This window comes from Acinetobacter sp. ANC_7682, assembly GCF_056779795.1.
Genome location: NZ_JBWYIQ010000014.1, coordinates 1 through 26,978 on the forward strand (window position 1 = coordinate 1; position 26,978 = coordinate 26,978).

A 26,978-nucleotide genomic window follows, 5' to 3' on the forward strand; every position below is an offset into this window, starting at 1 on the left:
TCAGAAGTGAAACCTCTTAGCGCTGATGGTAGTGTGGGGTTACCCATGTGAGAGTAAGTCATCGCCAGCTCATTATTCTAAACACCCCCTTCAATAGAAGGGGGTGTTTTTTATATGTGAAAAGAAAAAAATAAAGATATAAAAATAAAGGGAAATGCATGGGTACTGGAAAATTAACTTCTAAATCGATGTCTTCACATAGTTAATTACAAGCGCAAAACATATTAATGAATACAAAATGCCTGTATCGTTAACAGGCATTAGTGGTAGTCCAGATCAAATTCGTAAGCAGCTGACTGAACTCTATAAGAAAGAATATATCGCAGAGTGGCGTAAATTCTTGAATGGAATTTATTATGCAAAACAACCTGATTTTGCCCAGCAACATAAAACAATAGATTTATTGGGTGAGCCTCAAAACTCCCCGATACGTTTGCTTATTGAGCATACAGCGAAAGAAACCAATTGGGATAACCCTGTAGTTCAAGCGGAATTGGCTGCTCCACAAACAGGATTTATCGCTTGGTTTAAACGTAAGGTTCTTCGTCAAGATAATACCAATGAAATTCAACGTGCAGCTGAGCGCGCCCAAGGTGCTATCTCAAAAGAATTTAACGTTTTTTATCAGTTGGTTCGTAAACGTGATGATCAGCAAAATAAATCATTACTTGATGAGTATTTAGAAAATCTCGCACAGGTACGCAGTAAGTTCAATGATCTCCGAAATGCAGGGGATATTGGCCCAAATGCGATGGCTTTGGTAAAACAAACCATCAATGAACAAACCTCAGTATTTAATACTACGCAAAAACTTGTCGATGAAAAACTGACGGTAGGTCTGAATGATATTGACAATAAGCTCATTCAAAAGCTTTTGGTGAGTCCACTGACACAATCCTTTGCAAGCTTAATCACGCCAGCACAAGATGAGATTAATAAATTATGGGTGATGCAAGCTTATCAACCGTTTAATCAGACTCTGAGCCAAAAGGTTCCATTCAATACCTCGGCTTCAATCCAAGCGACGAGTAGTGAAATCGGTCAAATCTTCGGTGAGGGCGGTAGTATTGCCAATTTTGTTAAAGAAACGCTCGATCCATTTGTGATTCGTCGTGGCTACACACTGACTTCTAAAACGTGGAAAGACCAAGGCATTATCTTGAATCCACAATTTGTGATGAGTTTCCAACGCTATGTTTCACCACTTAACGGTGTAGCTACAGGTACTTTGTCACAAGGTTCTGCGCCTGCTGCGACCAATCAGTCCAACTTCCAATTCTATCCATTGTCTAATCCACAGTTGCTGTCTTATACGATTGATATTGATGGTCAACGTATGGTCTTTGAAAATGGTATCCAACAGTGGGTGAACTTTGTTTGGCCGAATACTGGTGCTATTCCTGGAGCACGTATTACTGCAGTCGATCTCGAAGGGAAAACGCATACGATTTTTGATGCACCAGGTGAATACGGGATCAATCGTTTGATCGACTCTTCACAACGTCGTGATCAAAATGGTGTCATCGAAATGACTTGGGTAAGTGCTCAACAACCATCATTAGCGGTAAAAGTAAACTTCCGTTTGATCAGTGGAAATTCAGGTCAAGGTGGAACAGGCGTTGGCTCTAATCGTGATTTAAACGGTTTGCAATTGGTTGATAAGGTGACGACCAACAAGGCGACAGCACGTGTGGTATCTGCTCAAAAGGCACCAACACCAGCACCTCAAGCTGAGAATTCAACGAATACTGTATTGCAAAATGCAACACAAGGAGCACAGCCATGATGTATGGAGTACAACTTAAGATGGATCATCAGTAGGAGGCGATATGTACAGTGTGAAAACAACGCCTTTGTACTATGGTAAGAGTCCTGCTCGTGGCGATTTTCTGAAAACCAAAGGACAGTATTCTCTGATTCAAGTGATTGATCAGTGGATTACTGAAGCGCTTGAAATGGCAATGAGAAATCCAAACTTCGATCAAAATTATCAAAGTTTGGCATCATTAGATTTCTTTATTGCCAATCCGCGTGAAAATATGTTCTTGGTTGCAAACTTAGTGACCAGCCAAGACAGCTCAGGTCGTCAGTTTCCTATGGTGTTGAGTCACTTATTGGAAGTGGATGCACCCTACCAAAATTTGCTCTATGCACCTTATAGCTATAAGCCAGTTTTGATTGACTTATTTCAAAGAAACCGAGTGATTCGTCAAATTCGAGATGCTGATGATTTAATCGAAAAACTGGCTCAGCTCAAAAAAGAAATTCAAGTTCTTGATGTAACTGAATCAACCGCTTTTTTTGAAAATCACACCATGCATTCGTTTGCACAAATGATGAAAATATCGGTCTATGAGCTTGCACAAAGCATGATTGGACTAGGTCTTTTACTCCAACCTGTATTAAAAAATGGAACGAGTAAACTGAATAAGGTGTTAATTTTACCGATTCACAACCCTAGTTTTTGTTATGAAATCGCAGCATTCTGGGTTAGTTTAATCGCAAGATTTTTGCCAAAACATAATACCGAAGTGTTAATTGGTATTCTTCATTCAGAACGTCCAGTTTTATTATTTGGCTTTCAGGGCGCAGATATTGAAGCATTAAGTGATATTTTCAATCAAAACTTAAGCTCTGAACATTGGGTTTCATTGGTACAAGCACAGTGGATTGATCGCTATTTGGAGCAAAATGCAGGTCTTGCTGCACTCGAGCAATCTTTGTGCGAACGACAGTTAAGTTTAAATCAAGGAATGAAATTATTCCGACAGACTTTTATAGAAGAATAATGATGAAGAAAACCTTATTAAAGATTTCACTGCTTAGTTCGATATTGAGTTTAAGTGTTATATCGTTTGCGAAAGAAATTATCGTTGAGGGAGTTGTTCCTAACGAGATGAGCAAACAGGCCATATAGAGTAAAATGAAAGTGGTCTATAGCCAAGACCAAATTATCGATAAAATTCAGGTTCGTCCTGTCACTGCACCCAATGGATGGAGTGATTCCGTAACCCAAGTCATCACACCTGATCTTAAAAAAGTTTCTCAAGGAAAATTGAGTGTAAGAGGAACACAAGTTGAGCTCACAGGTAAAGTCCTCAATCAAAATGATATCGTACCGACTCAAAATACATTTCAAAATTTAGTTGTGGCACCTTATCGCTTTAATGCACAGTTATCTGTGAATCATGCAGAACAAGCTATCATTGATAATGCTTTAAAAAATCGAATTATTGAATTTGTTTCTGGAAGTGCCACACTTTTACCAGCAGGCACACAAATTTTAGACGAAATGGTGGTTGCGCTAAACAAAGTTCAAGGCAAAAATGTCAAAATTATCGGACATACTGACAGTCAAGGTAATCCACAGAAAAACAAAGAATTGAGCTTGCAACGTGCGGATGCAGTAAAACAATATTTGATTGCGAAGAATATTTCACCTTCACGATTAAGTACAGCGGGTATGGGTGCTGATGAACCTGTTGCAGACAATGCAACGGAAGAGGGTCGTAAGAAAAATCGACGAATCGAGTTTGAAGTTCAATAAAATATTATAAAAGGAATAAGTGTATGGCTTTCCCTTATATTACGATTGGCTCTCCAACCACAGGTGGTGGGCAGGTTATTTCAGCAAATAGTTCTTTCTTAATCGAAGGTAAGCCAGTTGCTTGTGTAGGGGATAAGGCCACCTGTCCTAAACATAAAACGGTGACGACAATTGTTGCGGGTGACAGCAAAATGGTTATTATGGGAAAACCCGCCGCACAGCATAATTCACCTTTGGCATGTGGATGCAAATGTATAGGGAATCAAAGTTTAACGGTTGGACAAAATTAGTTAATTCATTGCGATCTGTATCTAAAAAGAACCCTCTAATTTTAGAGGGTTCACTTTTTCAACTATAATTTTATCTCGATCAAAGTGTCTTCGGTATTTATAATCGCGCACCTATTGATGATCAGAAGATGATTTTTACGCACTTACATATTGCACAATTTTATCAAACGCAGATTTAAGCGCTTTATCATCGAATTCATTGCCTTCGAATGTTTCATTGCGATTGCGTGCAAAAATATCGCGAATCTCAACCACGGCATTTGAGTCGACTAAACCTAATTGCGTAGCAACTTGACGGATTTGATCGATAGAGCGAGAGCCATTACTACCGCCATAACTGACATAAGCAGCAGGTTTTCCATTCCACTCTTTACCTAAATAGTCAAGTGCATTTTTAAGTGCAGGGCTGTAACCATGATTATACTCAGGACTAATAAATATAAATGCATCACCTTTCGCGATTTGAGCAGCCCATTCTTGTTGCTTAGGTTGATCATATATACCCGTTAGTGGTGGATTTGCTCCAGTGAAAAACGGTAAATCCCATTCTTTTAAGTCCACAATTTCTGTCTGAATCGTGCTGTAGTTATATGATGAAATCGTGTTTTGAACCCAATTTGCAACTTTAATGGCTGTGCGGCCTTCTCGAACGCTTCCCACAATAATTTGAATATTCACCAAATTAATCCTTCTAACTGTTATCACACTGACTTTAAAATGTTTTTTTTTAAAAAGGTAGATCGAAAATGTATCTAAAAAAAGCGCCATAAGGCGCTTTTTTATGTACGAATCAGGCATTACATAATTTTGATGCCTTGCTGACCTGCTGGTGTTACTTTGAAAATTTCAACTTCAAAAGTAATATCTTTACCAGCAAGCGGATGGTTAAAGTCGACCTCAGTGATATCATCACCAACCGATTTAACCACACCATATAATGACTGCTTTGCTTTATCTTCAAACTCAATCATTTGACCTTCAGCAGGACGTTGCTCAAATTTAACAGTATCAAATTTTTGCACGTTCTCTTGGTTCCAAGGGCCAAAAGCATCTTCAGCAGGTAAACTTACTGTACGACGGTCCCCCGCACGTAAGCCAAATAAAGCTTTTTCAAAACCAGGCAATAAGCTGCCATCACCTATCACAAGGCTTACAGGTTCTTCGCGACTACGTGTATTATCAATTTCAACACCATTTTCAATGGCTACTGAAAAGTGTAAATGTACTTTTGCACCCGCTTCAATGCGAGTATCTTCATTTGGATTAATAAAATCAGTCATTTTGCGCTTCCGCACGTTGAATACGATGTTTCTCTAAGAAAAAAGTATCGATAAGCATTAAGATGGTACCTAAAGTAATGGCACTATCTGCAAGGTTAAAAGCAGGGAAGTGACTATTGTTGTAGTAGACATGAATAAAATCAACAACATAGCCTAAACTTACTCGATCAATAAGATTACCAATCGCCCCACCTAAGATGAGTGCGATTGCTAAAGGCAATACTTTCATGTTTTTTGGCATACGCATAATCCAAAACACAAAAATAACCGAGACAATTCCTGCAAGCGATGTAAAGAAATAACGTTGCCATCCACCGGCATCGGACAAGAAACTAAAGGCAGCGCCGTAGTTATGTAGTAATGTCCAATTTAAAAAAGGTAAAACAGGTACAGGGTCTGCATAAGTCAGATGTGTACTTGCTATCCATTTAGTCCATTGATCCAAAATAATGGCAACAATAGACAATCCTATCCACCACAAATTGTGGGGATAGAATTGGAATAAACCTTTTTTATTATTTTGTGGATTAGGCATATTTTCTCTCTTCGCCTTGACCTGTAGGGAGGTTAATAATACAACGACCACATAGTCCTGGATGTGATGGATGTGTATTCACATCAGGCAGAACATGCCAGCAACGAACGCATTTTTCGCCGTCAGCCGCTGAAACTTTCACGTTCAAGCCTTCAAGATCAGATGCTTCACCTTGTGCTGTATCAAAGGTATTCACAATCACTTGAGACGTAATCAGTACGAAACGAAGTTCGTCACCTAATTTGTCGAGCACAGATTTAAGCTCATCATTTGCCCAAAGCTCAACCTTCGCAGACAAGTTTGAACCTACAGTTTTCGCACCACGTGCTGCTTCGATAAACTTATTCACTGCTGATTTCACATTGATCAATGTTTGCCATTCAGTTTCTGATACGACATTGGCACTTGATGCAGTCGGAATATCATACCATTCAGCAGTGAAGACATATTTCTCAGTTTGACCGGGAATCAATGGCCAAGCTTCTTGTGCGGTGAACGTTAAAATAGGTGCCATCCAACGTACAAATGCTTGAACCAAATGGTACAACGCAGTTTGTGCAGAACGACGTGCTTGAGAATCTGCTTTGGTGGTGTACTGACGGTCTTTGATAATGTCTAGGTAGAAACCACCTAAATCGTTGATACAGAAATTCGTTAGCGCACTTGTCACGATATGGAAGTTCATATCTTCGTAAGCTTTCTGAATCGTTTCTTGCACTTCTGAAGCACGTTGCAAGATGTATTGATCAAGTGCAATCAAATCATCAATCGCTAAGCAATCAGTCGTAGGTTGGAAACCATTTAAGTTTGCTAACAAGAAACGCAATGTGTTACGAATACGACGGTAACCGTCTGAGGCACGGTTAAAAATTTCTTTACCTGCGGTCATTTCATAACGGTAGTCTGCAGATGCGATCCAGAAACGAAGGCCATCAGCACCCATATCTTTAATGATATCTTGCGGCGTGATGACGTTACCGATCGATTTCGACATCTTACGGCCTTTCTCATCGACCACGAAGCCGTGTGTCAACAAGCCTTTATACGGTGCGCGTTCGTTGATTGCCATTGAAGTCAACAATGAAGATTGGAACCAACCACGGTGTTGGTCTGAACCTTCAAGGTACAAATCAGCAGGGTCTTGTAGCTCTTCACGTTCACGAAGGACTGCAAAGTGTGTTGTACCTGAATCGAACCATACGTCTAAAGTATCTCGAACAGCGTTATAGCAATCTGCATCATCACCGATGAATTCGCGTGCATCACGGTTATACCAACCATCAATACCTTCTTGCTCGATTAACTTCGCAACTTCTTCAATCAATTCAGGTGTACGAGGGTGTAACTCGTTAGTATCTTTATGAACGAAGAATGGAATTGGCACACCCCAAGTACGTTGGCGAGAGATACACCAATCTGGGCGACCTTCGATCATCGCTTGAATACGGTTTTTACCCCAATCTGGTACGAACTCAATATCATTTTCAATCGCGTTCAATGCACCTTGGCGTAGACCTTTGGCATCCATGCTGATGAACCATTGTGGTGTTGCACGGAAGATAATCGGTGTTTTATGGCGCCAGCAATGTGGGTAGCTATGTTTAATCACAACATGTGCCCAAAGTTTGCCTGCTTCAGTCAATGCTGCAATAATTTTTGGATTGGCTTTGTAGATGTGCTCGCCTGCAAAGAGTGGCGAAGTTGGTAGATATACACCATTACCACCGACTGGGTTTTCAACTTTTAAGTTGTACTGTAAGCCAACTTTATAGTCGTCTACACCATGACCTGGTGCAGTATGTACAGCACCTGTACCGCTACCGTCAGTCACGTGCTCACCTAAGATTACAGGCACTTGGCGTTCAGCGATCAGTGGGTGTTGCAGAACAAGGTTTTCAAGTTTTGCACCAGTGAATTCTGCAAAGACTTCAAATGCAGTAAAACCATAACGCTGAGTAGCTGATTCAACCAATGATTTCGCAAGAATGAAGTTTTGAGGTACTTTGTCTTCGCCAGTCGCTTTCACAAGTTGATATTCGAGATCAGCATGAAGCGCAACCGCTTGGTTGGCAGGCATGGTCCAAGGTGTTGTGGTCCAAATCACGATGTCGGTACGTTCAGCAATGTCTACACCCAAACGTGCAGAAAGGTCAGCTAAATCAACAACGATGAAACCCACATCAATTGCGTCTGATTTTTTATCTTCGTATTCAACTTCAGCTTCAGCCAATGAGGAACCACAGTCTAAACACCAGTTGACGGGTTTAAGACCTGGTTCGATATGACCTGCTTTGGCAATAGCACCCAATGAACGCACGATGTCGGCTTCTTGTTTGAAGTTCATCGTTAAGTACGGATTGTCCCAATCACCAAACACGCCCATACGCACGAAGTCTTTCTTTTGCAGTTCAACTTGTGTGTAAGCATATTCACGGCAGGCTTTACGGAATGTAGAAGCATCTACTTTTACGCCGACTTTACCGACTTTTTCTTCAACTTTAAGTTCAATTGGAAGACCATGACAGTCCCAACCCGGTACGTATGGTGCATCAAAACCATCCATCACTCGGCTTTTAATGATGATGTCTTTTAAGACTTTGTTAACCGCATGACCTAAGTGAATTTGACCATTCGCATATGGAGGGCCGTCATGAAGCACATATTTTTTCTTGCCAATACGCGACGCACGAATCTGCTGATAAATGTTGTCGGCATACCACTCTTCTAACCATTTCGCTTCACGTACTGCGAGATTTGCTTTCATAGCAAAGTCAGTACCTGGGAGGTTTAGCGTGGCTTTATAGTCCACTGCATTTTCAGGAGTTTGCTTATCGCTCATGCAAGTTGTCTTCCAATTTAATCAGTCTAAAGCTGACGCGTTTTACAAAAATTAAGGAGTATTAATAAGGAAAGTTGGGGTTATTTCGGCGAAACTCAAGCAGTTGCTCAACATCATCATCGATCCCAGCTTTGAGTGCTTCTAGCGAAGGATAATTCTTTTCGCCATGAACAAAGTTCAAAAATGTTACCCGCATTAACAGGCCATACAGATTAGCAGAAACATCAGGGAAATGTACTTCTAATCGCCACTCTGGATGTTCCTGTTCGATGGCTGGTCGGGTGCCGACATGTCCTGCACCGAAAAGGGCTGTAGCCTTATAACCAGCGATACCTTGATATTCGGCATTTTCATTGCGAACTTTGTCTTTTAACGATTCTGTTTCACAAATCACTTCAACACCATAGATGCCATGCAAACAGGGTTTATGGCGGTTTAGACGAACATTGATAGTTGGAAAGTTAATGGTGCGACCGATTTGATCACCATATTGAACACGACCCGTAATGCTATACGGGCGACCAAGTAGCTCCGCAGCTTTTTTAAGATCACCTGCAGCCAAAGTTTGGCGTATTAAGGTGGAGCTAATACGCTCGCCATTCAGTTCAACGTTATCTAAATCGGTGACTTGAAAACCATAATCGCGCAAGAATTGGCTATTACCTTGTCGGTTTTTCCCAAAATGATGATCTTCACCGAGTACCAGACTTTGGGTATTAAGTTTGTATTTTAGAATATCAGCAAACTCTTCCGCACTTAAATTACGGAAAGTGTCATCAAATTTGGCAACAACAATATAGTCGATACCAAGTGCAGCCAAATGTTCCACTTTTTCACGTAATGAACTAATTCGTGGTGGTGCATCGTAACTTTTAAAATATTCTAAAGGCTGTGGCTCAAAAATCATCACCACAGTTTTTAAATCTTGTTGTTGTGCAATGTCTTTTAATTGCTGAACCATCGCCTGATGACCCAAATGAACACCATCAAAATTGCCAATGGTGACGGCAGTTTTGGGCAATTGAAAGTTGGGCGCTAAAGCATTCAGACGGAGTAGCTTCATGGGCGAAATGGTGACTAAAATTAATTTGGGCTATATATTGCCATATTCTCACAGTTTCGTCTTGTTGTTGTGTTTTTATTCAATACTTTTCTTATTCTAGATCAAGACGCTTGAGTCATTAGATCAAAGAAACTTTTATTTCGGGATATATTTTTGTCTAATGTATTCCATTCGAAATTTAATGAGTAAGTGATGTCTGATCTAGCCCTAATTATGGCCTTAGCAAGCGAATCTAAAGGATTATTCGAAGCTGAAAATATTGCAGTACATTACAGTGGTATTGGTAAGGTCAATGCAGCATTTAAAGCTTTTGAAGTGATTCAAAAAACGGGATGCACAATTTTGCTGAATTTAGGAACAGCAGGAAGTTCGCATTTTGATGCACATTCCTTGGTTGAAGTAACGACATTTGTACAGCGAGATATGGATGTTTCACCGCTTGGCTTTGAAGTTGGTGTTACACCGATGGATCAGGAATTTCCCGCAGCGATTAACCTAGAGCCGTATTTTCAACATCTTCCCAAGGGCATTTGTGGGACTGGCGATAGCTTTGAAACTGGTGAACCTAAGGTGCCATGTCAGTTGGTTGATATGGAAGGATATGCGCTCGCCAAAGTATGTAAGAAACTTGGCGTTCGTTTGATTTCCGTGAAATACATTACAGATGGGGCAAACGACACCGCACATTTAGATTGGGAGGAGAACTTGTTGTTGGGCGCTCAAAAATTATTGGCTTTATATCAGAGTATGGAACACTAGATTTTGAAGATTTTGAAGATTTTGAAGATTTTGAAGATTTTGAAGATTTTGAAGATTTTGAAGATTTTGAAGATTTTGAAGATTTTGAAGATTTTGGCGACCATAGAAACTATGGTCGTATGCCAGAGATCAATCTCGAAGAGATTTAGAGAAACCAATTATGGTCGAGGTAAAATACCGTATAGCATCATATGGACTGTATGCTCAATGGTACGTTGATACATGGTGCGATTGCGCAAGGTTTTTCCCGTTACCATTTCAGTTTGGGTGCTAAAATCAGCATAGTTTTGTGTGATACCCCAAAGGTTAATAATTAAAACCTCAGCATCGATCTTGTCTGATATTTTGCCTTGCTCTTGCCACGTGGAAATGACTTTAGATTTGCGTTTGAAGAGTTTTTTTAATGGGCCTTTCAAAATTGGCAGGATATGTGGTGCGCCTTGGATAATTTCTAAAGCAAATAATTTTGATGCCTTATGTTGAGTACGGGAAACCTCAATCTTTTGCATGAGATATTGCGTGATCGCTTCAGCAGGCTCTAAATCAGCTTCCAACATTTGCAGTGGAGCTAACCATTTTTGCATGACAGTAGTCAGCACTTCGACATAGAGCGCTTCTTTATTTTCATAGTAATAGAAAATATTCGATTTGTGCATTTCCGCGAGTTGTGCAATTTCATCTAAGCTTGCACCACTAAAACCATACACAGAAAACACATCTAATGCAGCAGCTAACAGCTGTTGACGTTTTTGCGTACTCTTCTTTTGTTCCATCTCGTCAGTAAATTATAAAAAGGAACCTCAAATTGTACGGCAAAACGTGCGATTTGTGCACAAGGATTGGGTCATTTGCAAAAGAATATGAAGAATAATTGTGTAGTTAAGTGATAAAACTAATAATAAGACACTTGTACAATTTATTTTAGAAACAAATACATATTGCTCATATGGAAAATGATGATCGAGAATATCTTTTAATTTAATTAAAAAAAGCCATTTACCAGTACGAAAAGTGTCTAATTTTCCGACGAAAATTAGACACTTCCATTTACCTTATTCAACAATTTAGAATGTCATATTTTGCATCGATTAGGTTGAAAGTACGGCTTCCAAAACTTGTTGTTCAAGCTCTGCAAATTTGACATTTTTTTGTCGCGGTCGTGGTAAATCTACTTTGAACTGATGTGCGATATGACCTTTATCGAGCAAAATAATACGATCTGCTAACTGGACTGCTTCACTGACATCATGTGTCACTAAGATGGTGGTGAAGCCTTGTTCTAACCATAGTTTCTCAATCAGATTTTGCATGTCTAAACGCGTAAGCGCATCTAAAGCCCCCAAAGGTTCATCAAGTAATAGTATTCGAGGTGTATGAGACAAGGCACGTGCTAGCGCTGCTCGTTGACGTTGTCCACCTGACAGTTGTGCAGGCCAAAGTTCAGATTTTTCATTTAAGCCAACTTTTTCCAATAATGCTTCAGCCTTATCATGCTGGGATTTATCTAAGCCCAATTGCACATTTTTTAAAATGCTTTTCCATGGTAATAGGCGAGGATCTTGGAACATGACGCGGATGTCATCAGCGGTAATACCTTCACGAAAGTTCAGTGCAGATTTAAATTTAATCTCACCATAACTCGGTTGTTCTAAATCCGCGATTAACCGTAACAACGTACTCTTACCACAGCCACTTCGACCCACAATGGCAACAAATTCACCAGGTTCTATATGTAGGTCTAAATCCTCTAATACTTTAACTTTTCCATAAAACTTGTGCAGTTGTTCAATATTGATTTCTGCACCGATCTTTTGTGGAGCTGATCTGGCATGATCTGGAATGACATGTTCATCAGCGAGGTTTGAAATACTTAAATCAGTCATACGTATTCCTATTTTTGATAGCCTGGATGCCAGCGTAATAAATATTTTTCTAAGGCAACCGCGAGTACATCCGCTAATTTACCAAGTAGGGCATATAGTAGAATCCCAACTAAAACGACATCTGTTTGTAAAAATTCACGCGCATTCATGGTCATGTAGCCAATCCCAGCTTGTGCCGAGATGGTTTCAGCCACAATTAAAAGAACCCAAACTAAACCTAGTGCGAAGCGCAAACCAACTAAAATGGAAGGAAGAGCACCTGGTAAAATAATTTCTTTGTATAACTGCCAGCGTGTTAAACCATAACTCTTGCCCATCTCGATCAGCTGAGGATCTACAGATCGGATACCGTGATACGTATTGATATAAATTGGGAAAAACACGCCAATCGCGACCAAAAATAATTTGGCAGACTCATCAATCCCAAACCATAGAATCACCAATGGAATTAAAGCTAAAGCTGGAATATTACGGATCATTTGTAGGGTCGTGTCGAGTAACGTAGAGGCGACTTTAGATGAGCCATTTAACAACCCTAAAAATAATCCTAAGCCACCACCAATCAGCAAGCCAATCAGTGCACGTCCCGCACTGACTTGGACATGTGTCCACAGTTCACCACTAAGCAATAGATGCCAAAAAGCCAAAACCACTGCGGTTGGAGCAGGCAAGACGCGGCTTTCTAAAATGCCAGTGACTGATGCCAGTTGCCAAATCACAATAAGGAAAATGGGTACTAACCAAGGCATCAAACGTTGCCCCAGTTGTTTGGTTCCTCGAGAGAGAAAACCTTCAGCTTTAACCACCTTGGTTTTACTCAACACGATAGAATGCTTTTGAGTTTTATTTACCGCTGTTGTCATGCCGGCTCCTGAACCTGATCTCCTTTTTTATTTTCTTCAGGAGTGTAGTTATTCGCGACAATCTCACCAAAAGGTCCAGTCAGATTCGGTTGAGTCAGTTTTTGGCGTGTTTCTAATGGTAGAAGAGGGAATACCAATTCAGCAAAACGAATTGATTCTTCAAGGTGCGGATAACCAGAGAAAATAAAGGTATTAATGCCTAAATCTGCATATTCTTGGATACGTGCCGCCACAGTTTCAGGGTCACCTACTAATGCCGTGCCTGCACCCCCACGGACGAGACCTACGCCAGCCCATAAGTTTGGTGACACTTCAAGTTTCGAGCGATCTCCATTATGAAGTTCAGCCATACGACGTTGACCAACAGAGTCCATTTGTTTAAATTTTTTCTGTGCCGCAGCGATGGTTTCATCATCAACATACTGAATTAATTCTTCAGCAGCTCTCCATGCTTCCTCGTTGGTTTCGCGTACGATGACATGTAAACGAATACCGTAATCTAGGGTGCGACCTTTAGCTGCCGCCTTAGCGCGGACATTTTCAATTTTTTCTTTAACCGCTGCTGGAGGCTCTCCCCAAGTTAAATAGGTATCCACTTGATCGGTTGCCAGTTCAACAGCATCATCAGAAGAACCACCAAACCACAATGGTGGATAAGGTTTTTGGACGGGTGGATATAATAATTTTGCATCGTCCACGCTTAGACGTTCACCATGGAAAGTGAAGCTTTCACCCGTATGTGAGCGTTTTAAAATTTCGCGCCAAATCGTAGTATATTCAGTCGCAGTTTTATAACGCGTTTTATGATCTTCATAGACGCCGTCACCTTTTAACTCTTGCTCATCACCACCAGTGACCAAGTTCAATAGAACACGGCCATTTGAAAGACGGTCAAAGGTTGCTGCCATACGTGCAGCCAGTGCAGGAGTGGTTACCCCTGGACGCAAAGCAACGAGAAATTTAAGATTTTTGGTGGCATCAATTAAACTTGCAGCAGTTAACCATGGATCTTCACAAGAACGGCCGGTTGGGATAAGCACACCTTCATAACCTAGATTATCCACCGCCACAGCGATTTGTTTCATGTAGGCGTGGTCGACAACACGTCCGCCTTTGCTTGTACCTAGGTAGCGACTATCACCATGAGTAGGAATAAACCAGAAAATTTTCATTACTTAAGTCCTTAATATGAGTTACTTACCAGTCCATACGACTTGGTTAATTTGTATCGGTTTAGGAATGATTTTGAGCTCAGCAAAGCGATCAGCCAGTTGTTGCTGATCTGCAATGACTTTCGCGGTTAAAGGTGCTGCATAAGATGGACGAGGTCGGCGCTGAACAAAGGTTTGGCTCACATTCGGCTTTAAACCTGTTGTTTTGGCAAAAATCGTTGCTGTAGTTTTTAAGTTCTTTTGAACCCATTGATCAGCAAGATTAATCTGTTCAATGACACCTGAAATCGCTTGAGGATGTTTGTCGATAAACTTGCCTGAAGCGAGATAGAACGTGTAATTCGGGCTCAGCCCTTGTCCAGTGGTCAAAACTTTTGCTTTATCTTCAAGTTCAGCAGCAGCGTAATACGGGTCCCAAATGGCCCATGCATCAACAGCACCTTTTTGGAATGCTGCGCGTGCATCAGCAGGACTTAACCAAATTGGTTTTACATCGCTCCATTGCAAACCTGCTTTTCGGACGGCTTGGACCAATAGATAATGTGAACTAGAGCCACGATGTACTGCGACACGCTTGCCTTTGAGTTGTTTAAGCTGAGTAATGTTGGATTTTTGCGGCACTAAGATTGCTGAAGAAAGTGGCTTCGCCGCCTCATAAGCAATGTAATGCAAAGGTTTGTTTCCTGCTTGAGCATAAACAGGGGGGGTATCACCTGTTGCACCAATATCCACTGAACCCACTGCAAGTGCTTCTAAAATTTGAGGACCACCAGGGAACTCATTCCATGTAATTTTGGCATTGGGAAATTCTTGCTCAAACAGTTTTTGCTGTTGAGCAATCACCAAATTCACAGAAGATTTTTGGAAGCCAATGCGTAATTCTTTCACTGAGGGATCAACAGCCCATGCAGCTGAGCAACCCAACATCGCACAGGCAAATAGCATCGTTGTCATTGAATGACTTGAGGTTTTAAACCAAGTGTGTGCTGTATTTCCTGATTGATATTGAGTCATGTTCATCACCTTTTCATGTTGTTATTTGGGTGTAGGCGCAATAATTGCGGCCTGAATATTGATTTTGTTTGGAATCAATTTCTGTTGATGGAATACATCCGCAACTTTTTGCTGATGTTGAGCAACTTCAGTACTAATTGGGTAAACGCCGAAGCTCATACGTCCAATTGAGGTTTGAAGAATTTTGAAATCTAGACCTGTAGGCTTCACGAGCAGTTGAGCTGCTTCGTCTTTATTGGAAGCAATCCAATCTGATGCTTCATTAAGTTCTTGAACAACGGTTTGTATAATTTCAGGATTCTGTTCAACGAACTTACGATCAGCCATATAGAACTGGTAGTTATTGGCATTCCCTTCGCCAGAAGCGAGAACACGTGCGCCGATTTGATGCTCTGCTGCTGCAAAGAACGGATCCCAGATTACCCATGCATCGACTGCACCGCGCTCAAATGCTGCGCGAGCATCCGATGGTGGTAGATAAACCACTTCAATATCATCAAGCGTCAAATGATTCTTTTCTAAGATCTTCAAGAGAAGATAATGAACGTTAGAACCTTTGTTTAACGCTACACGCTTACCTTTAAGTTGTTGAATATCTTTGATGTTCGAATTTTTTTGAACAATCAACGCTTCAGCGCGTGGAGTCGCAGGTTGATTTGCGACATAAACCAAATTTGAATTCGCTGCTTGGGCAAAAATAGGGGGTGCTTCACCGACTTCACCAAATGAAACACTGCCGACATTCAAACCTTCTAACAGTTGTGGTCCACCTGGGAACTCTACCCATTTCACTTGAATGTTTTGATCCTTCAAAGCGGCTTCTAATTCACCACGTTCTTTAATCACGGGCAGTAAGCCATACTTTTGATAACCGATATTTAACACTTGGGTTTTATCTTCTTTTTTTGAGTCGCAACCAGTGAGTAGCAAAGCACCTGTTAACGCAGAAGACAAAATGAGTGTTTTTTTCCAAAGATTAGCGTTAAAGCTGCTCATATTGAAAATCCTGAAAACTTAAAAATAAAAAAAATCAAAAAAATAAATGCGTCATGTAACGCGCCTAAGTTAATGAATTTTCTATTTCGTAAAAAATAAGAATTCAGGAATTCCTAATGAATAAAAAAGATAAAATTAAAAGAGAAAAAAATATCTAAAAAAATGCAAAAGGCTCAATCTAAGAATAACGATATTTTTGTTTCTAAGTTTATGAAATATATAAATATATATTAAAATATTAAATTGTGATAAGGATATGATTTGTATGAATATATCGAATGATTGTGAAGATAGTTCACCTAGGAATATCGATATATAAAAGAAAGATAAAGCAGTTCATAAGGGTGCAATAAAAAAGCCACTTTAGAGTGGCTTTTTACAAACAATTGAGTTTCTTTGGAAATTATAAAGTGCCTGACGCGCTTGTGGTAAGTCATCCACCGATGCTTTGACAAACCCTTGTTCCAAAAACCAATGTGCGGTTCGTGTCGTAAGAATAAATAACTGTTGGATATTAGACTTTTTTGCTTTCTCTTCTAAATAGTGCAAGATTTGGCTACCACGATTTGATTTGCGGTAACTTGGATGTACTGCCACACAGGCTATTTCTGCAGAACGAATTTCATTTGATTCAGTTGGTATTGGATATAATGCTGCACAAGCCAGAACCATACCGTCACGTTCAATCACAGCGAAATGATCAATTTCATTTTCTAAGCGTTCTCTAGAGCGGTATACCAAAATGCCTTCTTGTTCTAATGGGCGTAATAAACTGATTAATCCACCGACATCCTGAATCGTCGCTGTGCGGACTTCTTCATAATGTGCATCGGTGATCATCGTGCCATGCCCATCACGAGTAAATAATTCTTCGATTAATGCACCATCATGTTCATAAGATAATAAATGAACGCGGTTAACGCCATTTAAAGAGGCTTCCTTGGCATTTTGTAAATGCAATGCCAATTCATAATTTTGCTCTAAAGCAACGTCAATATATTGATCTAGCTGATGCGGGGTCACCTCGCGCAACAACTGCTGTGGGCTTTGCATTAAACCTTGTTCGGAACCGAGAAAAATGAGTTTATCGGCACCGAGTTGGATAGCTGTTTTGGTCGCCACTTCTTCAGCAAGCAAGTTATAAACTTCACCAGTGGTTGAATAACCTGAGGGACCAAGCAATACAATATTATGATTGTCCAAATGTTTTTGAATCGCATCTGCATCGACTGAACGCACTTCACCGGTAAGTTGAAAATCGATACCGTTACGAATGCCATAAGGTTTAGCTGTTATAAAATTACCAGATACCACATCAATGCGAGCACCATACATGGGTGAATTTGCAAGTCCCATAGACAATAAGGCTTCGATTTGTAAACGGATTGAGCCTACGGCAGACATGACCGCACCTAATGAGTCACGTGTTGTTACTCGACGATGCTTATGAAAAGGACTATCTAAATTCTTCTCAGCAAGATTTGCACTGATTTGTGGTCGTGCTCCATGAACCAGAATGAGTCGAATGCCGAGAGAATGTAAAAGGGCAATATCATGAATTATATGTTGAAAATTTGGTGATTGAACTGCTTCGCCGCCAAACATTAAAACGAAGGTTTTATTACGATGGGCGTTGATATATGGCGCTGAGTTTCGGAACCAATGCACATATTGCTGTGTCATATTTTGAGTTGTATCTATTGAGTCCGATTGCATGCATGTACCGATAGAAGCGAGAAGTGGTCATCAGATTCTAAACAAAAAAATGATTTTCCACACCTGCATTAAAATAAAGACATAAAAAAGCCCAAATTGAGTTTGGGCTGAGTGCAGGGAAGATCAATTTGAGAAGATCTAGGAATAAGCTTATCCGATGATACGCACGATGCGATCTGTACGCTCATTCACTAAGACATAGTCACCATTAATTTTGTACCACTGCTGGTTACGCGCCGCTTTAGGTAGATTCTTCGCTTGACGATCACTTAACTCAAATTTTGAAGAGTTGAATTGACGTGGTAACTGTTGACCTACTCGCCATTGACGGCTTGGATTTACATTTTGGAAGCCACGATTTTGTTCATAGCGGTCATGTTGATATTTCGCAGGCTGACCTTTATTCCAATGCGCTGGTGGTGGAGTTGGTTTTGAATAGTGACGGCCATCGTCATGTGGACCAGCCATCGCAGATGTTGCCAATAAACCACTCATTGCTAATGTAAGTACTGATACTAACTTTTTCATGTGGGATACCTCTAACTTTGTTATTTATCCGATATCGCTAAAGTACAAAATGATTTGAGATAAACCGTGGAGAGATATAGTCAATTTGTGAAATGTATGAAGAAGTGATGAAGATGAATGATTAGGATTGCACTCAACAAAAAAACCGACATAAAGTCGGGTCGATTTACACGTCAAAATTAATCTTGCTGGATTTTCAAAATACTATTGCTGTTTGAATCCACCAGAATAAAGTCATTATTCACTTTGTACCATTGTTGGTTTTTACCAGGTTTTGGTAGGTTATGATCTTTATATTCGGTTTTATAACTATTGCCACGATAGTGTTGAGGCATGACGTAGCCAGTTTGCCATTTATGTTGACGTAAACGTTTTACGCCACGCTCTTCTCTGTTTTTACGACGATCTTGGAACTCTTGATCTGATGAAGCATCATATTGAGTACGTTTCTCAAATCCTTTACCACGTTCACGTGAACCTTTATCTTGGTAGTCATCAGAGTAAGGAGCAGCATTGGCAATATTTGCTGTAAATATTGCACTTAAAGATAATGTCAAAACTGTCATAATCTTTTTCATATTCCGCCCTCGTTGACCTTATAAATTGGGGTTCACACTAATGTACTGAAAAAATGCAGAGAAACTGTGAAGATAGAATGTAATTTAGATTAAAAATAACGAGATAATAAGAACATATTTTAATAGGAATGAAAATAGAAACCGATGCTTTAGCTGAGTAATCGTTGCTTTGAGCAATTTTAAATTTTGAATCCTAACATGATTTTTAAATTGTAAATATTTTAATAACACAGAAGATGATCTTCCTTTAAATGTGAAAAATCATCTGATCCGTTTCATCTCAGTGCCACTGATTATGATATTCCTGCAATTGTTGAATGGCTTCGATAATGATCCACGCAGTTTCGGCATGATCTAAACCTTGAACTAATGAAGCATCCAACTGTAACTGTTCGATCGTTTGGATCGTTGATAATTTTCGAGCTTGGTCTGCCATATTATTTCCTTATAAAAGTGTTGAGTTTCATGGCATTGATCATAGTTAAAATTTATAAATATAAAAAACCGAATATTTTTCTAAATTTAATCTGATTATTCGATTAAAGTTCAAATCAAATGGTTAGAAGACAGCATAATTTTTTATATCGATAAACTTAGCGTATGTATAGACTTTTGTTATAGTAAGAACAATTTTAAAGCAACACTAGGAATAGGTTATGTCTGTCGCTCCGCGTATTGGGATTTTAGGTGCTGGTGGCCGTATGGGTCGTACATTGATTCAAGCAGTTCAAGATGCTGGTTATCAATTAGCAGCAGCGGTAGAGCGTCCAGGCAGTAGCCTTATTGGCGCGGATGCAGGCGAATTAGCGGGTATTGGTACACTTGGTGTGAAAGTCGTGGGTGATATCCAAGATGTTTTAAATGATTGCGATGTATTTATTGATTTTACTGCACCAGTTGCAACTGAACAGCATTTGAAACTGTGCCGTGAGGCTGGTGTTGCATTAGTGATCGGTACGACGGGAATGAACGATGAGCAAAAAGCATTTTTAGATGAAAGTGCAACGATTGCTCCTGTAGTGTACGCAGCAAACTACTCCGTAGGCGTGAACGTATCCATTAAACTTTTAGAATTAGCATCTAAAGTCTTTGGTGACAGTGTCGATATTGAAGTGATCGAAGCACATCATCGTCATAAAGTTGATGCGCCATCAGGTACTGCTTTAATGATGGGTGAGGCGATTGCTGATGCATTAGGTCGTGATTTGAAGCAAGATGCTGTGTATCACCGTGAAGGACATACTGGTCCTCGTGAACGTCAAAGTATTGGGTTCCAAACCATTCGTGGTGGCGATATTGTGGGTGAACATACGGTAATGTTTATTGGTGAAGGTGAACGTGTAGAAATCACACATAAAGCCACGAACCGCATGAATTTTGCTGCAGGTGCAGTACGTGCCGCTGCTTGGGTTGTAGGTAAAGCACCGAAAAAATATGACATGAAAGACGTTTTAGGCTTCAACGATATCAAAGTTTAAGTTTAAAAAAACTGCGTGATCATCTAAATAATAATGTTAAATATGAAGAATAAAAATGAAGAAAATTTCTATGATCTGCTTGCTTGTCAGTGCCATTGGCCTGACAAGCCAAGTTCAAGCCAATGAAGCCTCACGACTCACCATTAACAAAAACAATATTAAGGTGTGGACGATACAAAATCCTGATCATCCTGTGTTGTCCTATCGTGCGGAAACAGTAGTGGATGCTTCACTCGAAAGAGCTGTTGCAATTGTTTTGGATGTAGAAAATGCAAAATCATGGGTACCCAATGTCGGTTCAGCACAGGTGATTTCTCAAGATTTGAAGCAAGGTGAATTTAAACTCTACATGGTGTTAGATTTTCCATTTCCTTTGAAAGATCGAGACCTGATTGTGCAAGGGAAAATGTATAAGGACTCAAAAGGTATTATTCATATTAAGAATAAAGCTTCGCAAACGGGAAAATCGAAGAATCCTCAGTATATTCGGCTGCAACATTATGTTGGAGACTGGAGCTTTGAACAGATTGGACCGAATAAGGTGAAGGTCAGCACTTCAGGATATGCAGATCCAGAAGGTGCAATTCCACAAAGTGTGACCAATATGTTTGTACAACAGCAGCCTTATCAAATGTTGCAAAAAATGAAAACTGAATTAGCAAAATCTCAATCTGCGCAGATACCGTTACCAGATATTTTGAAATAATGAGTTTAAATTAGGCATTTAATCATTTTTCAAAGTGTAAGCTGTAAATTGCTTTAACTCTGCTGCTTGAGGCAAATGAAAACTCAAAATTGGTTGCTTTGTCTTAGATGCCTGATCCAATAGAAAAACTTGGTAGGTCTGTTTTTTGGAATCATCACATTGAAAATTTAAATTTTTTTGTGTGGGACTATTGAGCTTGACTGCATGATCAGAAGACACGGTGTAAAGGTAAATTTTCTGCTGCTCTGGAGATTCAATACTTTTTGTAAAACGATAATGACTGTTGTGCGTCACTTTCAAGAAGCCATCAATTAATGATGTACAAATAAATTTTTGCTCAAGTGCAACTTGATCGATCGCATGCTCTGGTTGGCAAGCTGTCAAAAGTGTTACCAAGGGTAATATCAAATATAATTTATCGTTGTTCATGTGGCCTCCTGTGTCTTTTTAACTGTAAGACCATCATAAATTTGCTAGGTTTATAGATACAGATACACAGATTTTATAAAAATGAGCACAGTTCATGTTTCAGTATCAAATCTTAGCCAAACATATCAAACAGAAAATTCTGAGTGGAGAACTGTGTTCAGGACAGAAGCTCATTTCCCTCCGGCAATTTTCAGCATTACATGCCGTCAGTTTAAATACAGCAAAAAATTGTTATGCATTATTGGAATCGGAAGGGCTCATCACTGTTAAAAATAAATCAGGTTATTTTGTACAACATTTGAAATCCAGAAATGATCCCCCTGTATTGCCTTATCATCGTGAATTTGAAGCTGAAGCAAAGGATATCAGTAACTTAGATTTGCAAATAGAAATACAGGAGTCTTCAATCAATAATCGATCAATTCATTTAGGTGCAGTACAAATCTCTCCAAATCACGTGCCTGTAGATGCAATCCGAAAGTCAATTCAACGTGCTTTAAAACACAGTCAACCAGAAGATTTCCTTTATAGTAATCGACAAGGGCATCTGAGATTGAGACAAGCTTTATCAGACCATTGGGCTGAAGATGGGTTTTATATCAATCCAGACGAGATTTATATCACCAATGGCTGTATGGCTGCGTTATCACTCGTGGTTCAGCTCTTGACCAAGGAAGGGGATGGCATTGTGATTCCAACCCCAAATTTTAATGGTCAATTACAGTTGTTAGGGACACTGAAACGCAAGTTGATTGAGATACCTGCAAATGTGGATGGTTTTGATTTAGAACGTCTAGAAAGAGCTATGCAGCACCCCGATACCAAAGCCTGTCTATTGACTGTGAATTATCAAAATCCACTAGGATTTGAGCTTTCAAATCATGATAAGCAGAAAATTGTGCAATTGGCTGAACAATATCAATGCTATGTGATTGAAGATGATATTTACGCTGAATGTAGTTTTAATTTACAACGACCTTTACCGATTAAGCATTGGGATGAAGCAGGCTATGTCATTTTATGCAGTTCAATATCAAAATCATTGTCCAGCGCATATCGAGTAGGTTGGTTTTGTTTACCGCCAAGGCTTAAACATTTACATCGTCAAATTGTCATTCAAAATGTCAGTGTGAATACACCTTTGCAATTGGCTTTGGCTGACCTGATGTATAGTAGAGCCTATCGTGAGCATCTACTCCGATTAAAACCAAAATTAAATCATCAAGTTGATGCATATCGAAAAACGATATTAAACGCTTTTCACGGGATCGATATTGGGTTAAGTCAGCCGGATGGTGGTTATGTTTTATGGCTGCAATTGCCGACACATATCGATGGTTTAGAACTCTATTATGCCGCACGTCAATATGGTATTAACATTGTTCCCGGTGATGTTTTTGGAGAAGAGCGCCGTTATAAAAATTATATTCGCTTAAATGCAGGGCATGAACTGACTCATGAAATTCATGACTCCATCGTGTTTTTAGCGGATTGGGTGAAACAAAAAATGAGGTCATCATCCCAAGCACCTTCTTAAAAAGATTATGGCGCTAAACTAAGCTTTTTAAAGCAGTGATTTTCATGATCATCAATCATTCCTACCGCTTGCAGATAAGAATAGATAATGGTTGGACCCACGAATTTAAAACCATTCTTTTTTAGAGTTTTAGACAGTTGCAGGCTTAATTCGCTTTGTGTTGGTGCTAAGCGATAGTCTGGCACAGAATGAACTTTGGGTTGATGCCCTACAAAACTCCATAGCCATTTGACCATATCAGGCATGATTTGGCGCATATTCAACCATGCTCGAGCATTATCACGAATCGCTTTTAATTTACCTAAATGACGAATTATTCCCGGATCTTGTGCTATTTCGATTAAATGTTCATCTGTAAAAGTCGCAATTTCTTCAATGGTGTATTGAAAGAAATGATATCGATATCGCTCGCGTTTTTTTAAAACAATAATCCAAGCGAGTCCTGCCTGCTGACCTTCTAAACAGAGCATTTCAAATAAGGTGTGTTCATCATATACAGGAACTCCCCATTCTTGATCGTGATAATCAATATAAATCTGCTCATCGGAGCACCAGCCACAGCGTTGAATCGTCATGCGAATGCTCCAGATTGATCAAATGGTAAAAGCAACCCACTGATCGTTTTGATTGTCCCAAAAGAACAACTCTGCTTGTTCTAAATCTGAAAAATTAATCCAGAAATCTTTACCTGCTTTATCTGCAAAACCAGTGCTAATCAACAGAGCTTCTTCGGTAATTTCCATAATCCAGCCCTGATGGCTTTGTCCATTTAAGACAATACGTTGTTGATTGCCAGATTCTGCAAATTCAACTAGACGATTAATCAAGGCTTCTGACATGAAAACTTCCTAATAATAAAAACTTTAATTTAACGTAAATAAGGGTATGGATTGACAGGGCCTCGACCGCGACCATCTAAGTAAATTCCATAATGTAAATGAGGGGCAGTATGTCGAGCATTACCCGTATTGCCGACATAACCAATATGGTCACCGCGTCGCACAAAGTCACCCTCATTGAGACCTTTTTTATGCTGATCTAAATGCGCATAATAATGCCAAGAACCAGCGGGTCCTAAAATCCAAATGACTTTCCCACCCAGCTTATTATCGTGCATACTGCGAACAATTCCATCAGTTGCACTATAAACTTTTGTACCACGAGGCGCCAAGATATCAATGCCTTCATGTGTTCGACCGTGACTTCGTGATGCACCCCAAGTGTCAGTGAGTTGTCTCGCTTTTACACCTTGCACTGGGATAGGTAATTTGCGGTCCAAAGGAAGCATATGTAAGCGAGCAACGAGGGTTGGATCAAGCGGCGTTTGTTTTGGAGGTTGGCTACTGCAGGCGACAAGTAAAATAGCTACACTTAGGATGATGTAATGTCGCAAATACTTAGTCACTCGAACTCCTTGATATGATACAGCCACACTTATTTGAATCGACTATGTCACAAATTCACGGCTGAGATCAATTTTTTCATCGCAGTTGGAATGCCCATTTCTGTTACAACTTGTGGAGCGAGCCATTCACCTCCTAATTCTGTTTGGAGGTATTCCATCTGGTCGAGATCAACATGGAAAATATGTGCATTCAGTAACCAGGTAAAGTGGGTGAAACTGTGTGAAATTTGAGTCGGTAATTGATTACTCACCAAACCATATTGCTGAGTCAATTGACTAAATTCTGAAGTTTCATCAATAATGGGTAAGGTCCATAAACCACCCCATAAGCCTGAATGCGGACGTTGATGCCATAGCCATGTATTTTCAGTACTTCGCAGTAATAAAACATCCGCAGTTTTTATAGGCACTGCTTTTTTTGGCTTTTTAAATGGTAACTCTTGTGTCAGACCCTGCTTTAAAGCTTGGCATTCTGACTGCATTGGACAGTACAGGCAAAGTGGTTTTTTAGGAGTACAAATTGTTGCACCCAAATCCATAATGGCTTGCGTGTAATCATGGTTGCGTTGTTCAGGACAGAGTTGCTCGGCTAATTCCCACATTGCACGTTCATGGACAGGCTTTGATAAATCATCTTCAATGGCAAAGAAACGTGCTAAAACACGCTTAACGTTTCCATCCATTATCACGCCGTATTTGCGTAATCCAAGTGACATCAATGCACCAGCAGTTGATCTACCTATTCCTGGCAGTGCCATCCAAGCTTCTAAAGTCTCTGGAAAATGTCCATTTTGACTTACGATTGTGGCTGCTTTATGCAGGTTGCGAGCACGCGCATAATAGCCTAGACCTGCCCAGTAAGGAGCAACTTCATCCCAAGTAGCACGACCTAAATCGGTGACCGTCGGAAAGCGCTCAATAAAACGATCATAGTATTTCAGAACTGTTTTCACTTGGGTTTGCTGCAACATAATTTCAGAGACCCAAACTTTGTAAGGATCATCTGCGACTTGCCATGGCAGGTCATGTCGACCATGTACATAAAACCAATCAAGTAACGCAGTTGAAAAAGAAAACATGAAAATACCATTAATACAATCTGTGCTCAGTATAACCAATCTAGGCAAAGACCTTTTAAAAAAGCATGAAAAAAGGCGCATGTTGCGCCTTTTTGTAAAATCAACATTACTCTTGAATAATGCCCCAACGACTATCTAATTTAAGCGGTTGGTTTTTGTAACGAGGAATAATATGGATGTGTAAATGTTCCGACTCTTCATCGCCAAAAACTTTGCCATCATTAAAAGCGATATGAAAGCCTTCCGGATGATGACGGATTTTTAACTCGTTACGTGCCAGTTCTAACAACGATTGTAAACTTTTACGCTCTTTATCGGTAATTTCAAAAAAAGAACTCACATGACGTAAAGGAATAATAACGGAATGTCCTTTGGTCAACGGCTGATGTTCTGGCAAAATCACACCGAATTCATTTTTATCAATCACATCATATTCATCGTGATTGCAATAAGTACATTGTTCACTCATCCTTACATTCCTCTTATATTTTATCTTCTTTCTTCAATAATCTTAGCGCTAATAAACTTTGAAAGTATATTAATCTAAGTGACGCGACAGTAACTCATACATCGCAGCTAAGCTTTTTTCCTCAGCTTCAGCGTTATAACCGAGATCTACACCATTGGCTTTTGCTCGTTCATCAGCTTGTGGATTGCTAAAACCGTGTTTTGCATCCTCAAAGATAATGACCTCATGCGGCACCTGAGCTGCAAACATTTCTTCTTTAAATTGTGCCACATCATCTAGCGTGACCATACTATCTAGCTCACCATGCAAAACCAGAATTTCAGCTTTAACTTGACCTTGTTGAGCAGGTGTTTGCGCAGATAAATTAGCATGGAAAGTAGCAACTGCTTTTAAGTTCGTACCAGATCGAGCAAGATCTAAGACAACTTTTCCACCGTAACAAAAACCAATCGCAGCTAATCGAGTTGCGTCAACTTCAGGCTGTGCAGATAAAGTGTCTAATGCAGCAGTAGCGCGGTGTACAATCGTTTCAGGCTGTGCGAAAGTTTGCATCATCCACTCATTTGCTTGAGAGGCTTCAGTGGTTACCTTTTTGTCGCCGTACATATCAATGGCAAAAGCAGCATATCCTTGTTCTGCAAGTTCTCGAGCACGTTGTTCTGTATATTCATTACGACCCCACCACTCTGGGGCTACAATAATACCTGCAGCTCCTGAAGAGTTTTCAGGTGCGGCAAAATAACCAATCAATTGTGTACCATCTGCCGCTTTATACTGAATTTCTCTTGTTTGAATTGCTGAAGTCATTATTG

General features: G+C 39.9%; 29 protein-coding genes and 2 pseudogenes. 9 read left to right on the forward strand and 22 right to left on the reverse strand.

What is annotated here, in order from left to right; all coding sequences use genetic code 11:
• Positions 1-262: 262 nt before the first annotated feature.
• The 4 genes and pseudogenes from AC1M9D_RS07090 to AC1M9D_RS07105 all read left to right on the forward strand — a co-directional run.
• Positions 263-1,786, forward strand: a pseudogene (locus tag AC1M9D_RS07090) (type VI secretion IcmF C-terminal domain-containing protein); the annotation flags it as partial.
• 43 nt (positions 1,787-1,829) lie between these two features.
• Positions 1,830-2,789 (forward strand): type VI secretion system-associated protein TagF, encoded by a 960-nt coding sequence (gene tagF / locus AC1M9D_RS07095; protein WP_092766605.1) that lies wholly within the window; start codon positions 1,830-1,832, stop codon positions 2,787-2,789.
• Positions 2,789-3,547, forward strand: a pseudogene (locus AC1M9D_RS07100) (OmpA family protein). The gene tagF and the pseudogene AC1M9D_RS07100 overlap by 1 nt, the downstream one beginning before the upstream one ends.
• A 23-nt stretch (positions 3,548-3,570) precedes the next feature.
• On the forward strand, positions 3,571-3,837 hold the full coding sequence (locus AC1M9D_RS07105) for a PAAR domain-containing protein (RefSeq protein ID WP_092766603.1): 267 nt from the start codon (positions 3,571-3,573) through the stop codon (positions 3,835-3,837).
• Positions 3,838-3,972: 135 nt separating this feature from the next.
• Here AC1M9D_RS07105 and AC1M9D_RS07110 read toward each other — a convergent pair whose 3' ends face one another.
• From AC1M9D_RS07110 to ribF, 5 genes are all read right to left on the reverse strand, one after another.
• A complete protein-coding gene (locus AC1M9D_RS07110; RefSeq protein WP_481611820.1) occupies positions 3,973-4,515 on the reverse strand; it encodes an NADPH-dependent FMN reductase in 543 nt (180 codons plus the stop codon).
• 119 nt (positions 4,516-4,634) lie between these two features.
• A complete protein-coding gene (locus AC1M9D_RS07115; protein ID WP_481611821.1) occupies positions 4,635-5,117 on the reverse strand; it encodes an FKBP-type peptidyl-prolyl cis-trans isomerase in 483 nt (160 codons plus the stop codon).
• Positions 5,110-5,652 (reverse strand): signal peptidase II, encoded by a 543-nt coding sequence (gene lspA, locus AC1M9D_RS07120; RefSeq protein ID WP_035270556.1) that lies wholly within the window; start codon positions 5,650-5,652, stop codon positions 5,110-5,112. Before lspA ends, AC1M9D_RS07115 begins: the two co-directional genes overlap by 8 nt.
• Positions 5,645-8,491 (reverse strand): isoleucine--tRNA ligase, encoded by a 2,847-nt coding sequence (gene ileS, locus AC1M9D_RS07125; RefSeq protein WP_481611822.1) that lies wholly within the window; start codon positions 8,489-8,491, stop codon positions 5,645-5,647. The genes lspA and ileS overlap by 8 nt, the downstream gene beginning before the upstream one ends.
• Positions 8,492-8,552: 61 nt before the next feature.
• Positions 8,553-9,554: a riboflavin biosynthesis protein RibF gene (gene ribF / locus AC1M9D_RS07130; protein WP_092766599.1), complete on the reverse strand. Its 1,002-nt coding sequence runs from the start codon at positions 9,552-9,554 to the stop codon at positions 8,553-8,555.
• A gap of 189 nt (positions 9,555-9,743) precedes the next feature.
• Between ribF and AC1M9D_RS07135 the strand changes: the two genes are divergently transcribed.
• Both AC1M9D_RS07135 and AC1M9D_RS07140 read left to right on the forward strand, forming a co-directional pair.
• On the forward strand, positions 9,744-10,313 hold the full coding sequence (locus tag AC1M9D_RS07135; RefSeq protein WP_481611823.1) for a 5'-methylthioadenosine/S-adenosylhomocysteine nucleosidase family protein: 570 nt from the start codon (positions 9,744-9,746) through the stop codon (positions 10,311-10,313).
• Positions 10,247-10,462, forward strand: coding sequence for a hypothetical protein (locus tag AC1M9D_RS07140; protein WP_481611824.1), 216 nt, complete (start codon positions 10,247-10,249; stop codon positions 10,460-10,462). Before AC1M9D_RS07135 ends, AC1M9D_RS07140 begins: the two co-directional genes overlap by 67 nt.
• Positions 10,463-10,471: 9 nt before the next feature.
• On the opposite strand, the gene AC1M9D_RS07145 is transcribed toward AC1M9D_RS07140, so the two are convergent.
• The 10 genes from AC1M9D_RS07145 to AC1M9D_RS07190 form a co-directional block, all read right to left on the reverse strand.
• Positions 10,472-11,086: a TetR/AcrR family transcriptional regulator gene (locus tag AC1M9D_RS07145; protein ID WP_035264923.1), complete on the reverse strand. Its 615-nt coding sequence runs from the start codon at positions 11,084-11,086 to the stop codon at positions 10,472-10,474.
• Between the two features lie 315 nt (positions 11,087-11,401).
• A complete protein-coding gene (locus AC1M9D_RS07150) occupies positions 11,402-12,196 on the reverse strand; it encodes an ABC transporter ATP-binding protein (RefSeq protein ID WP_481611825.1) in 795 nt (264 codons plus the stop codon).
• Between the two features lie 8 nt (positions 12,197-12,204).
• Complete coding sequence (gene ssuC, locus AC1M9D_RS07155) at positions 12,205-13,002, reverse strand: aliphatic sulfonate ABC transporter permease SsuC (RefSeq protein ID WP_481611850.1); 798 nt, start codon at positions 13,000-13,002, stop codon at positions 12,205-12,207.
• Between the two features lie 53 nt (positions 13,003-13,055).
• Positions 13,056-14,231, reverse strand: a complete 1,176-nt coding sequence (ssuD, locus tag AC1M9D_RS07160) for an FMNH2-dependent alkanesulfonate monooxygenase (protein WP_092766595.1) — start codon at positions 14,229-14,231, stop codon at positions 13,056-13,058.
• A 21-nt stretch (positions 14,232-14,252) separates the two neighbouring features.
• On the reverse strand, positions 14,253-15,185 hold the full coding sequence (locus AC1M9D_RS07165; protein WP_481611851.1) for a sulfonate ABC transporter substrate-binding protein: 933 nt from the start codon (positions 15,183-15,185) through the stop codon (positions 14,253-14,255).
• Between the two features lie 81 nt (positions 15,186-15,266).
• The gene (locus tag AC1M9D_RS07170; RefSeq protein WP_481591997.1) at positions 15,267-16,241 is read right to left on the reverse strand and encodes a sulfonate ABC transporter substrate-binding protein; all 975 of its coding nucleotides are present in this window, start codon (positions 16,239-16,241) and stop codon (positions 15,267-15,269) included.
• Between the two features lie 363 nt (positions 16,242-16,604).
• Positions 16,605-17,957, reverse strand: coding sequence for an amino-acid N-acetyltransferase (gene argA, locus AC1M9D_RS07175; RefSeq protein WP_481611826.1), 1,353 nt, complete (start codon positions 17,955-17,957; stop codon positions 16,605-16,607).
• Between the two features lie 150 nt (positions 17,958-18,107).
• Complete coding sequence (locus AC1M9D_RS07180; RefSeq protein WP_180000335.1) at positions 18,108-18,485, reverse strand: RcnB family protein; 378 nt, start codon at positions 18,483-18,485, stop codon at positions 18,108-18,110.
• Positions 18,486-18,664: 179 nt separating this feature from the next.
• Positions 18,665-19,063 carry an RcnB family protein gene (locus tag AC1M9D_RS07185; RefSeq protein WP_092766593.1) on the reverse strand — a complete coding sequence of 133 codons (399 nt, stop codon included), beginning with the start codon at positions 19,061-19,063 and terminating at the stop codon, positions 18,665-18,667.
• 280 nt (positions 19,064-19,343) lie between these two features.
• Positions 19,344-19,499: a hypothetical protein gene (locus AC1M9D_RS07190; protein ID WP_171076739.1), complete on the reverse strand. Its 156-nt coding sequence runs from the start codon at positions 19,497-19,499 to the stop codon at positions 19,344-19,346.
• Positions 19,500-19,719: 220 nt separating this feature from the next.
• Between AC1M9D_RS07190 and dapB the strand changes: the two genes are divergently transcribed.
• Together dapB and AC1M9D_RS07200 are read left to right on the forward strand one after the other, a co-directional pair.
• Positions 19,720-20,541, forward strand: a complete 822-nt coding sequence (dapB, locus tag AC1M9D_RS07195; protein ID WP_035264896.1) for a 4-hydroxy-tetrahydrodipicolinate reductase — start codon at positions 19,720-19,722, stop codon at positions 20,539-20,541.
• Positions 20,542-20,596: 55 nt separating this feature from the next.
• On the forward strand, positions 20,597-21,247 hold the full coding sequence (locus AC1M9D_RS07200) for an START domain-containing protein (RefSeq protein ID WP_180000339.1): 651 nt from the start codon (positions 20,597-20,599) through the stop codon (positions 21,245-21,247).
• Between the two features lie 18 nt (positions 21,248-21,265).
• Here the strand turns inward: AC1M9D_RS07200 and AC1M9D_RS07205 are convergent, their stop codons facing one another.
• Entirely contained in the window at positions 21,266-21,676 is a 411-nt protein-coding gene (locus AC1M9D_RS07205; protein ID WP_481611827.1) for a hypothetical protein, read from the reverse strand.
• 94 nt (positions 21,677-21,770) lie between these two features.
• Between AC1M9D_RS07205 and AC1M9D_RS07210 the strand changes: the two genes are divergently transcribed.
• Entirely contained in the window at positions 21,771-23,213 is a 1,443-nt protein-coding gene (locus tag AC1M9D_RS07210) for an aminotransferase-like domain-containing protein (protein WP_481611828.1), read from the forward strand.
• A gap of 5 nt (positions 23,214-23,218) precedes the next feature.
• On the opposite strand, the gene AC1M9D_RS07215 is transcribed toward AC1M9D_RS07210, so the two are convergent.
• The 6 genes from AC1M9D_RS07215 to AC1M9D_RS07240 all read right to left on the reverse strand — a co-directional run bounded on the left by AC1M9D_RS07215 (position 23,219) and on the right by AC1M9D_RS07240 (position 26,973).
• Positions 23,219-23,788: a DNA-3-methyladenine glycosylase I gene (locus tag AC1M9D_RS07215; protein ID WP_481611829.1), complete on the reverse strand. Its 570-nt coding sequence runs from the start codon at positions 23,786-23,788 to the stop codon at positions 23,219-23,221.
• 18 nt (positions 23,789-23,806) lie between these two features.
• Entirely contained in the window at positions 23,807-24,052 is a 246-nt protein-coding gene (locus tag AC1M9D_RS07220; RefSeq protein ID WP_035264881.1) for a hypothetical protein, read from the reverse strand.
• A 29-nt stretch (positions 24,053-24,081) separates the two neighbouring features.
• Entirely contained in the window at positions 24,082-24,618 is a 537-nt protein-coding gene (locus AC1M9D_RS07225) for a M23 family metallopeptidase (RefSeq protein WP_481611830.1), read from the reverse strand.
• Between the two features lie 47 nt (positions 24,619-24,665).
• Positions 24,666-25,697, reverse strand: a complete 1,032-nt coding sequence (gene mutY / locus AC1M9D_RS07230; protein WP_481611831.1) for an A/G-specific adenine glycosylase — start codon at positions 25,695-25,697, stop codon at positions 24,666-24,668.
• Positions 25,698-25,803: 106 nt separating this feature from the next.
• A complete protein-coding gene (locus AC1M9D_RS07235) occupies positions 25,804-26,190 on the reverse strand; it encodes an HIT family protein (protein ID WP_481586965.1) in 387 nt (128 codons plus the stop codon).
• A 45-nt stretch (positions 26,191-26,235) separates the two neighbouring features.
• Positions 26,236-26,973 (reverse strand): dienelactone hydrolase family protein, encoded by a 738-nt coding sequence (locus AC1M9D_RS07240; RefSeq protein WP_481586935.1) that lies wholly within the window; start codon positions 26,971-26,973, stop codon positions 26,236-26,238.
• Between the last annotated feature and the right edge of the window lie 5 nt (positions 26,974-26,978).

What these genes read in the sequence shown, in the direction of transcription:
- tagF (WP_092766605.1), top strand. Translation starts at nt 1,830, where the DNA reads ATGTACAGTGTGAAAACAACGCCTTTGTACTATGGTAAGAGTCCTGCT.
- AC1M9D_RS07105 (WP_092766603.1), top strand. Translation starts at nt 3,571, where the DNA reads ATGGCTTTCCCTTATATTACGATTGGCTCTCCAACCACAGGTGGTGGG.
- AC1M9D_RS07115 (WP_481611821.1), bottom strand. Translation starts at nt 5,117, where the DNA reads ATGACTGATTTTATTAATCCAAATGAAGATACTCGCATTGAAGCGGGT.
- lspA (WP_035270556.1), bottom strand. Translation starts at nt 5,652, where the DNA reads ATGCCTAATCCACAAAATAATAAAAAAGGTTTATTCCAATTCTATCCC.
- ileS (WP_481611822.1), bottom strand. Translation starts at nt 8,491, where the DNA reads ATGAGCGATAAGCAAACTCCTGAAAATGCAGTGGACTATAAAGCCACG.
- ribF (WP_092766599.1), bottom strand. Translation starts at nt 9,554, where the DNA reads ATGAAGCTACTCCGTCTGAATGCTTTAGCGCCCAACTTTCAATTGCCC.
- AC1M9D_RS07145 (WP_035264923.1), bottom strand. Translation starts at nt 11,086, where the DNA reads ATGGAACAAAAGAAGAGTACGCAAAAACGTCAACAGCTGTTAGCTGCT.
- AC1M9D_RS07150 (WP_481611825.1), bottom strand. Translation starts at nt 12,196, where the DNA reads ATGACTGATTTAAGTATTTCAAACCTCGCTGATGAACATGTCATTCCA.
- ssuD (WP_092766595.1), bottom strand. Translation starts at nt 14,231, where the DNA reads ATGAAAATTTTCTGGTTTATTCCTACTCATGGTGATAGTCGCTACCTA.
- AC1M9D_RS07165 (WP_481611851.1), bottom strand. Translation starts at nt 15,185, where the DNA reads ATGACAACGATGCTATTTGCCTGTGCGATGTTGGGTTGCTCAGCTGCA.
- AC1M9D_RS07170 (WP_481591997.1), bottom strand. Translation starts at nt 16,241, where the DNA reads ATGAGCAGCTTTAACGCTAATCTTTGGAAAAAAACACTCATTTTGTCT.
- argA (WP_481611826.1), bottom strand. Translation starts at nt 17,957, where the DNA reads ATGCAATCGGACTCAATAGATACAACTCAAAATATGACACAGCAATAT.
- AC1M9D_RS07180 (WP_180000335.1), bottom strand. Translation starts at nt 18,485, where the DNA reads ATGAAAAAGTTAGTATCAGTACTTACATTAGCAATGAGTGGTTTATTG.
- AC1M9D_RS07185 (WP_092766593.1), bottom strand. Translation starts at nt 19,063, where the DNA reads ATGAAAAAGATTATGACAGTTTTGACATTATCTTTAAGTGCAATATTT.
- AC1M9D_RS07190 (WP_171076739.1), bottom strand. Translation starts at nt 19,499, where the DNA reads ATGGCAGACCAAGCTCGAAAATTATCAACGATCCAAACGATCGAACAG.
- dapB (WP_035264896.1), top strand. Translation starts at nt 19,720, where the DNA reads ATGTCTGTCGCTCCGCGTATTGGGATTTTAGGTGCTGGTGGCCGTATG.
- AC1M9D_RS07200 (WP_180000339.1), top strand. Translation starts at nt 20,597, where the DNA reads ATGAAGAAAATTTCTATGATCTGCTTGCTTGTCAGTGCCATTGGCCTG.
- AC1M9D_RS07205 (WP_481611827.1), bottom strand. Translation starts at nt 21,676, where the DNA reads ATGAACAACGATAAATTATATTTGATATTACCCTTGGTAACACTTTTG.
- AC1M9D_RS07210 (WP_481611828.1), top strand. Translation starts at nt 21,771, where the DNA reads ATGTTTCAGTATCAAATCTTAGCCAAACATATCAAACAGAAAATTCTG.
- AC1M9D_RS07215 (WP_481611829.1), bottom strand. Translation starts at nt 23,788, where the DNA reads ATGACGATTCAACGCTGTGGCTGGTGCTCCGATGAGCAGATTTATATT.
- AC1M9D_RS07220 (WP_035264881.1), bottom strand. Translation starts at nt 24,052, where the DNA reads ATGTCAGAAGCCTTGATTAATCGTCTAGTTGAATTTGCAGAATCTGGC.
- mutY (WP_481611831.1), bottom strand. Translation starts at nt 25,697, where the DNA reads ATGTTTTCTTTTTCAACTGCGTTACTTGATTGGTTTTATGTACATGGT.
- AC1M9D_RS07240 (WP_481586935.1), bottom strand. Translation starts at nt 26,973, where the DNA reads ATGACTTCAGCAATTCAAACAAGAGAAATTCAGTATAAAGCGGCAGAT.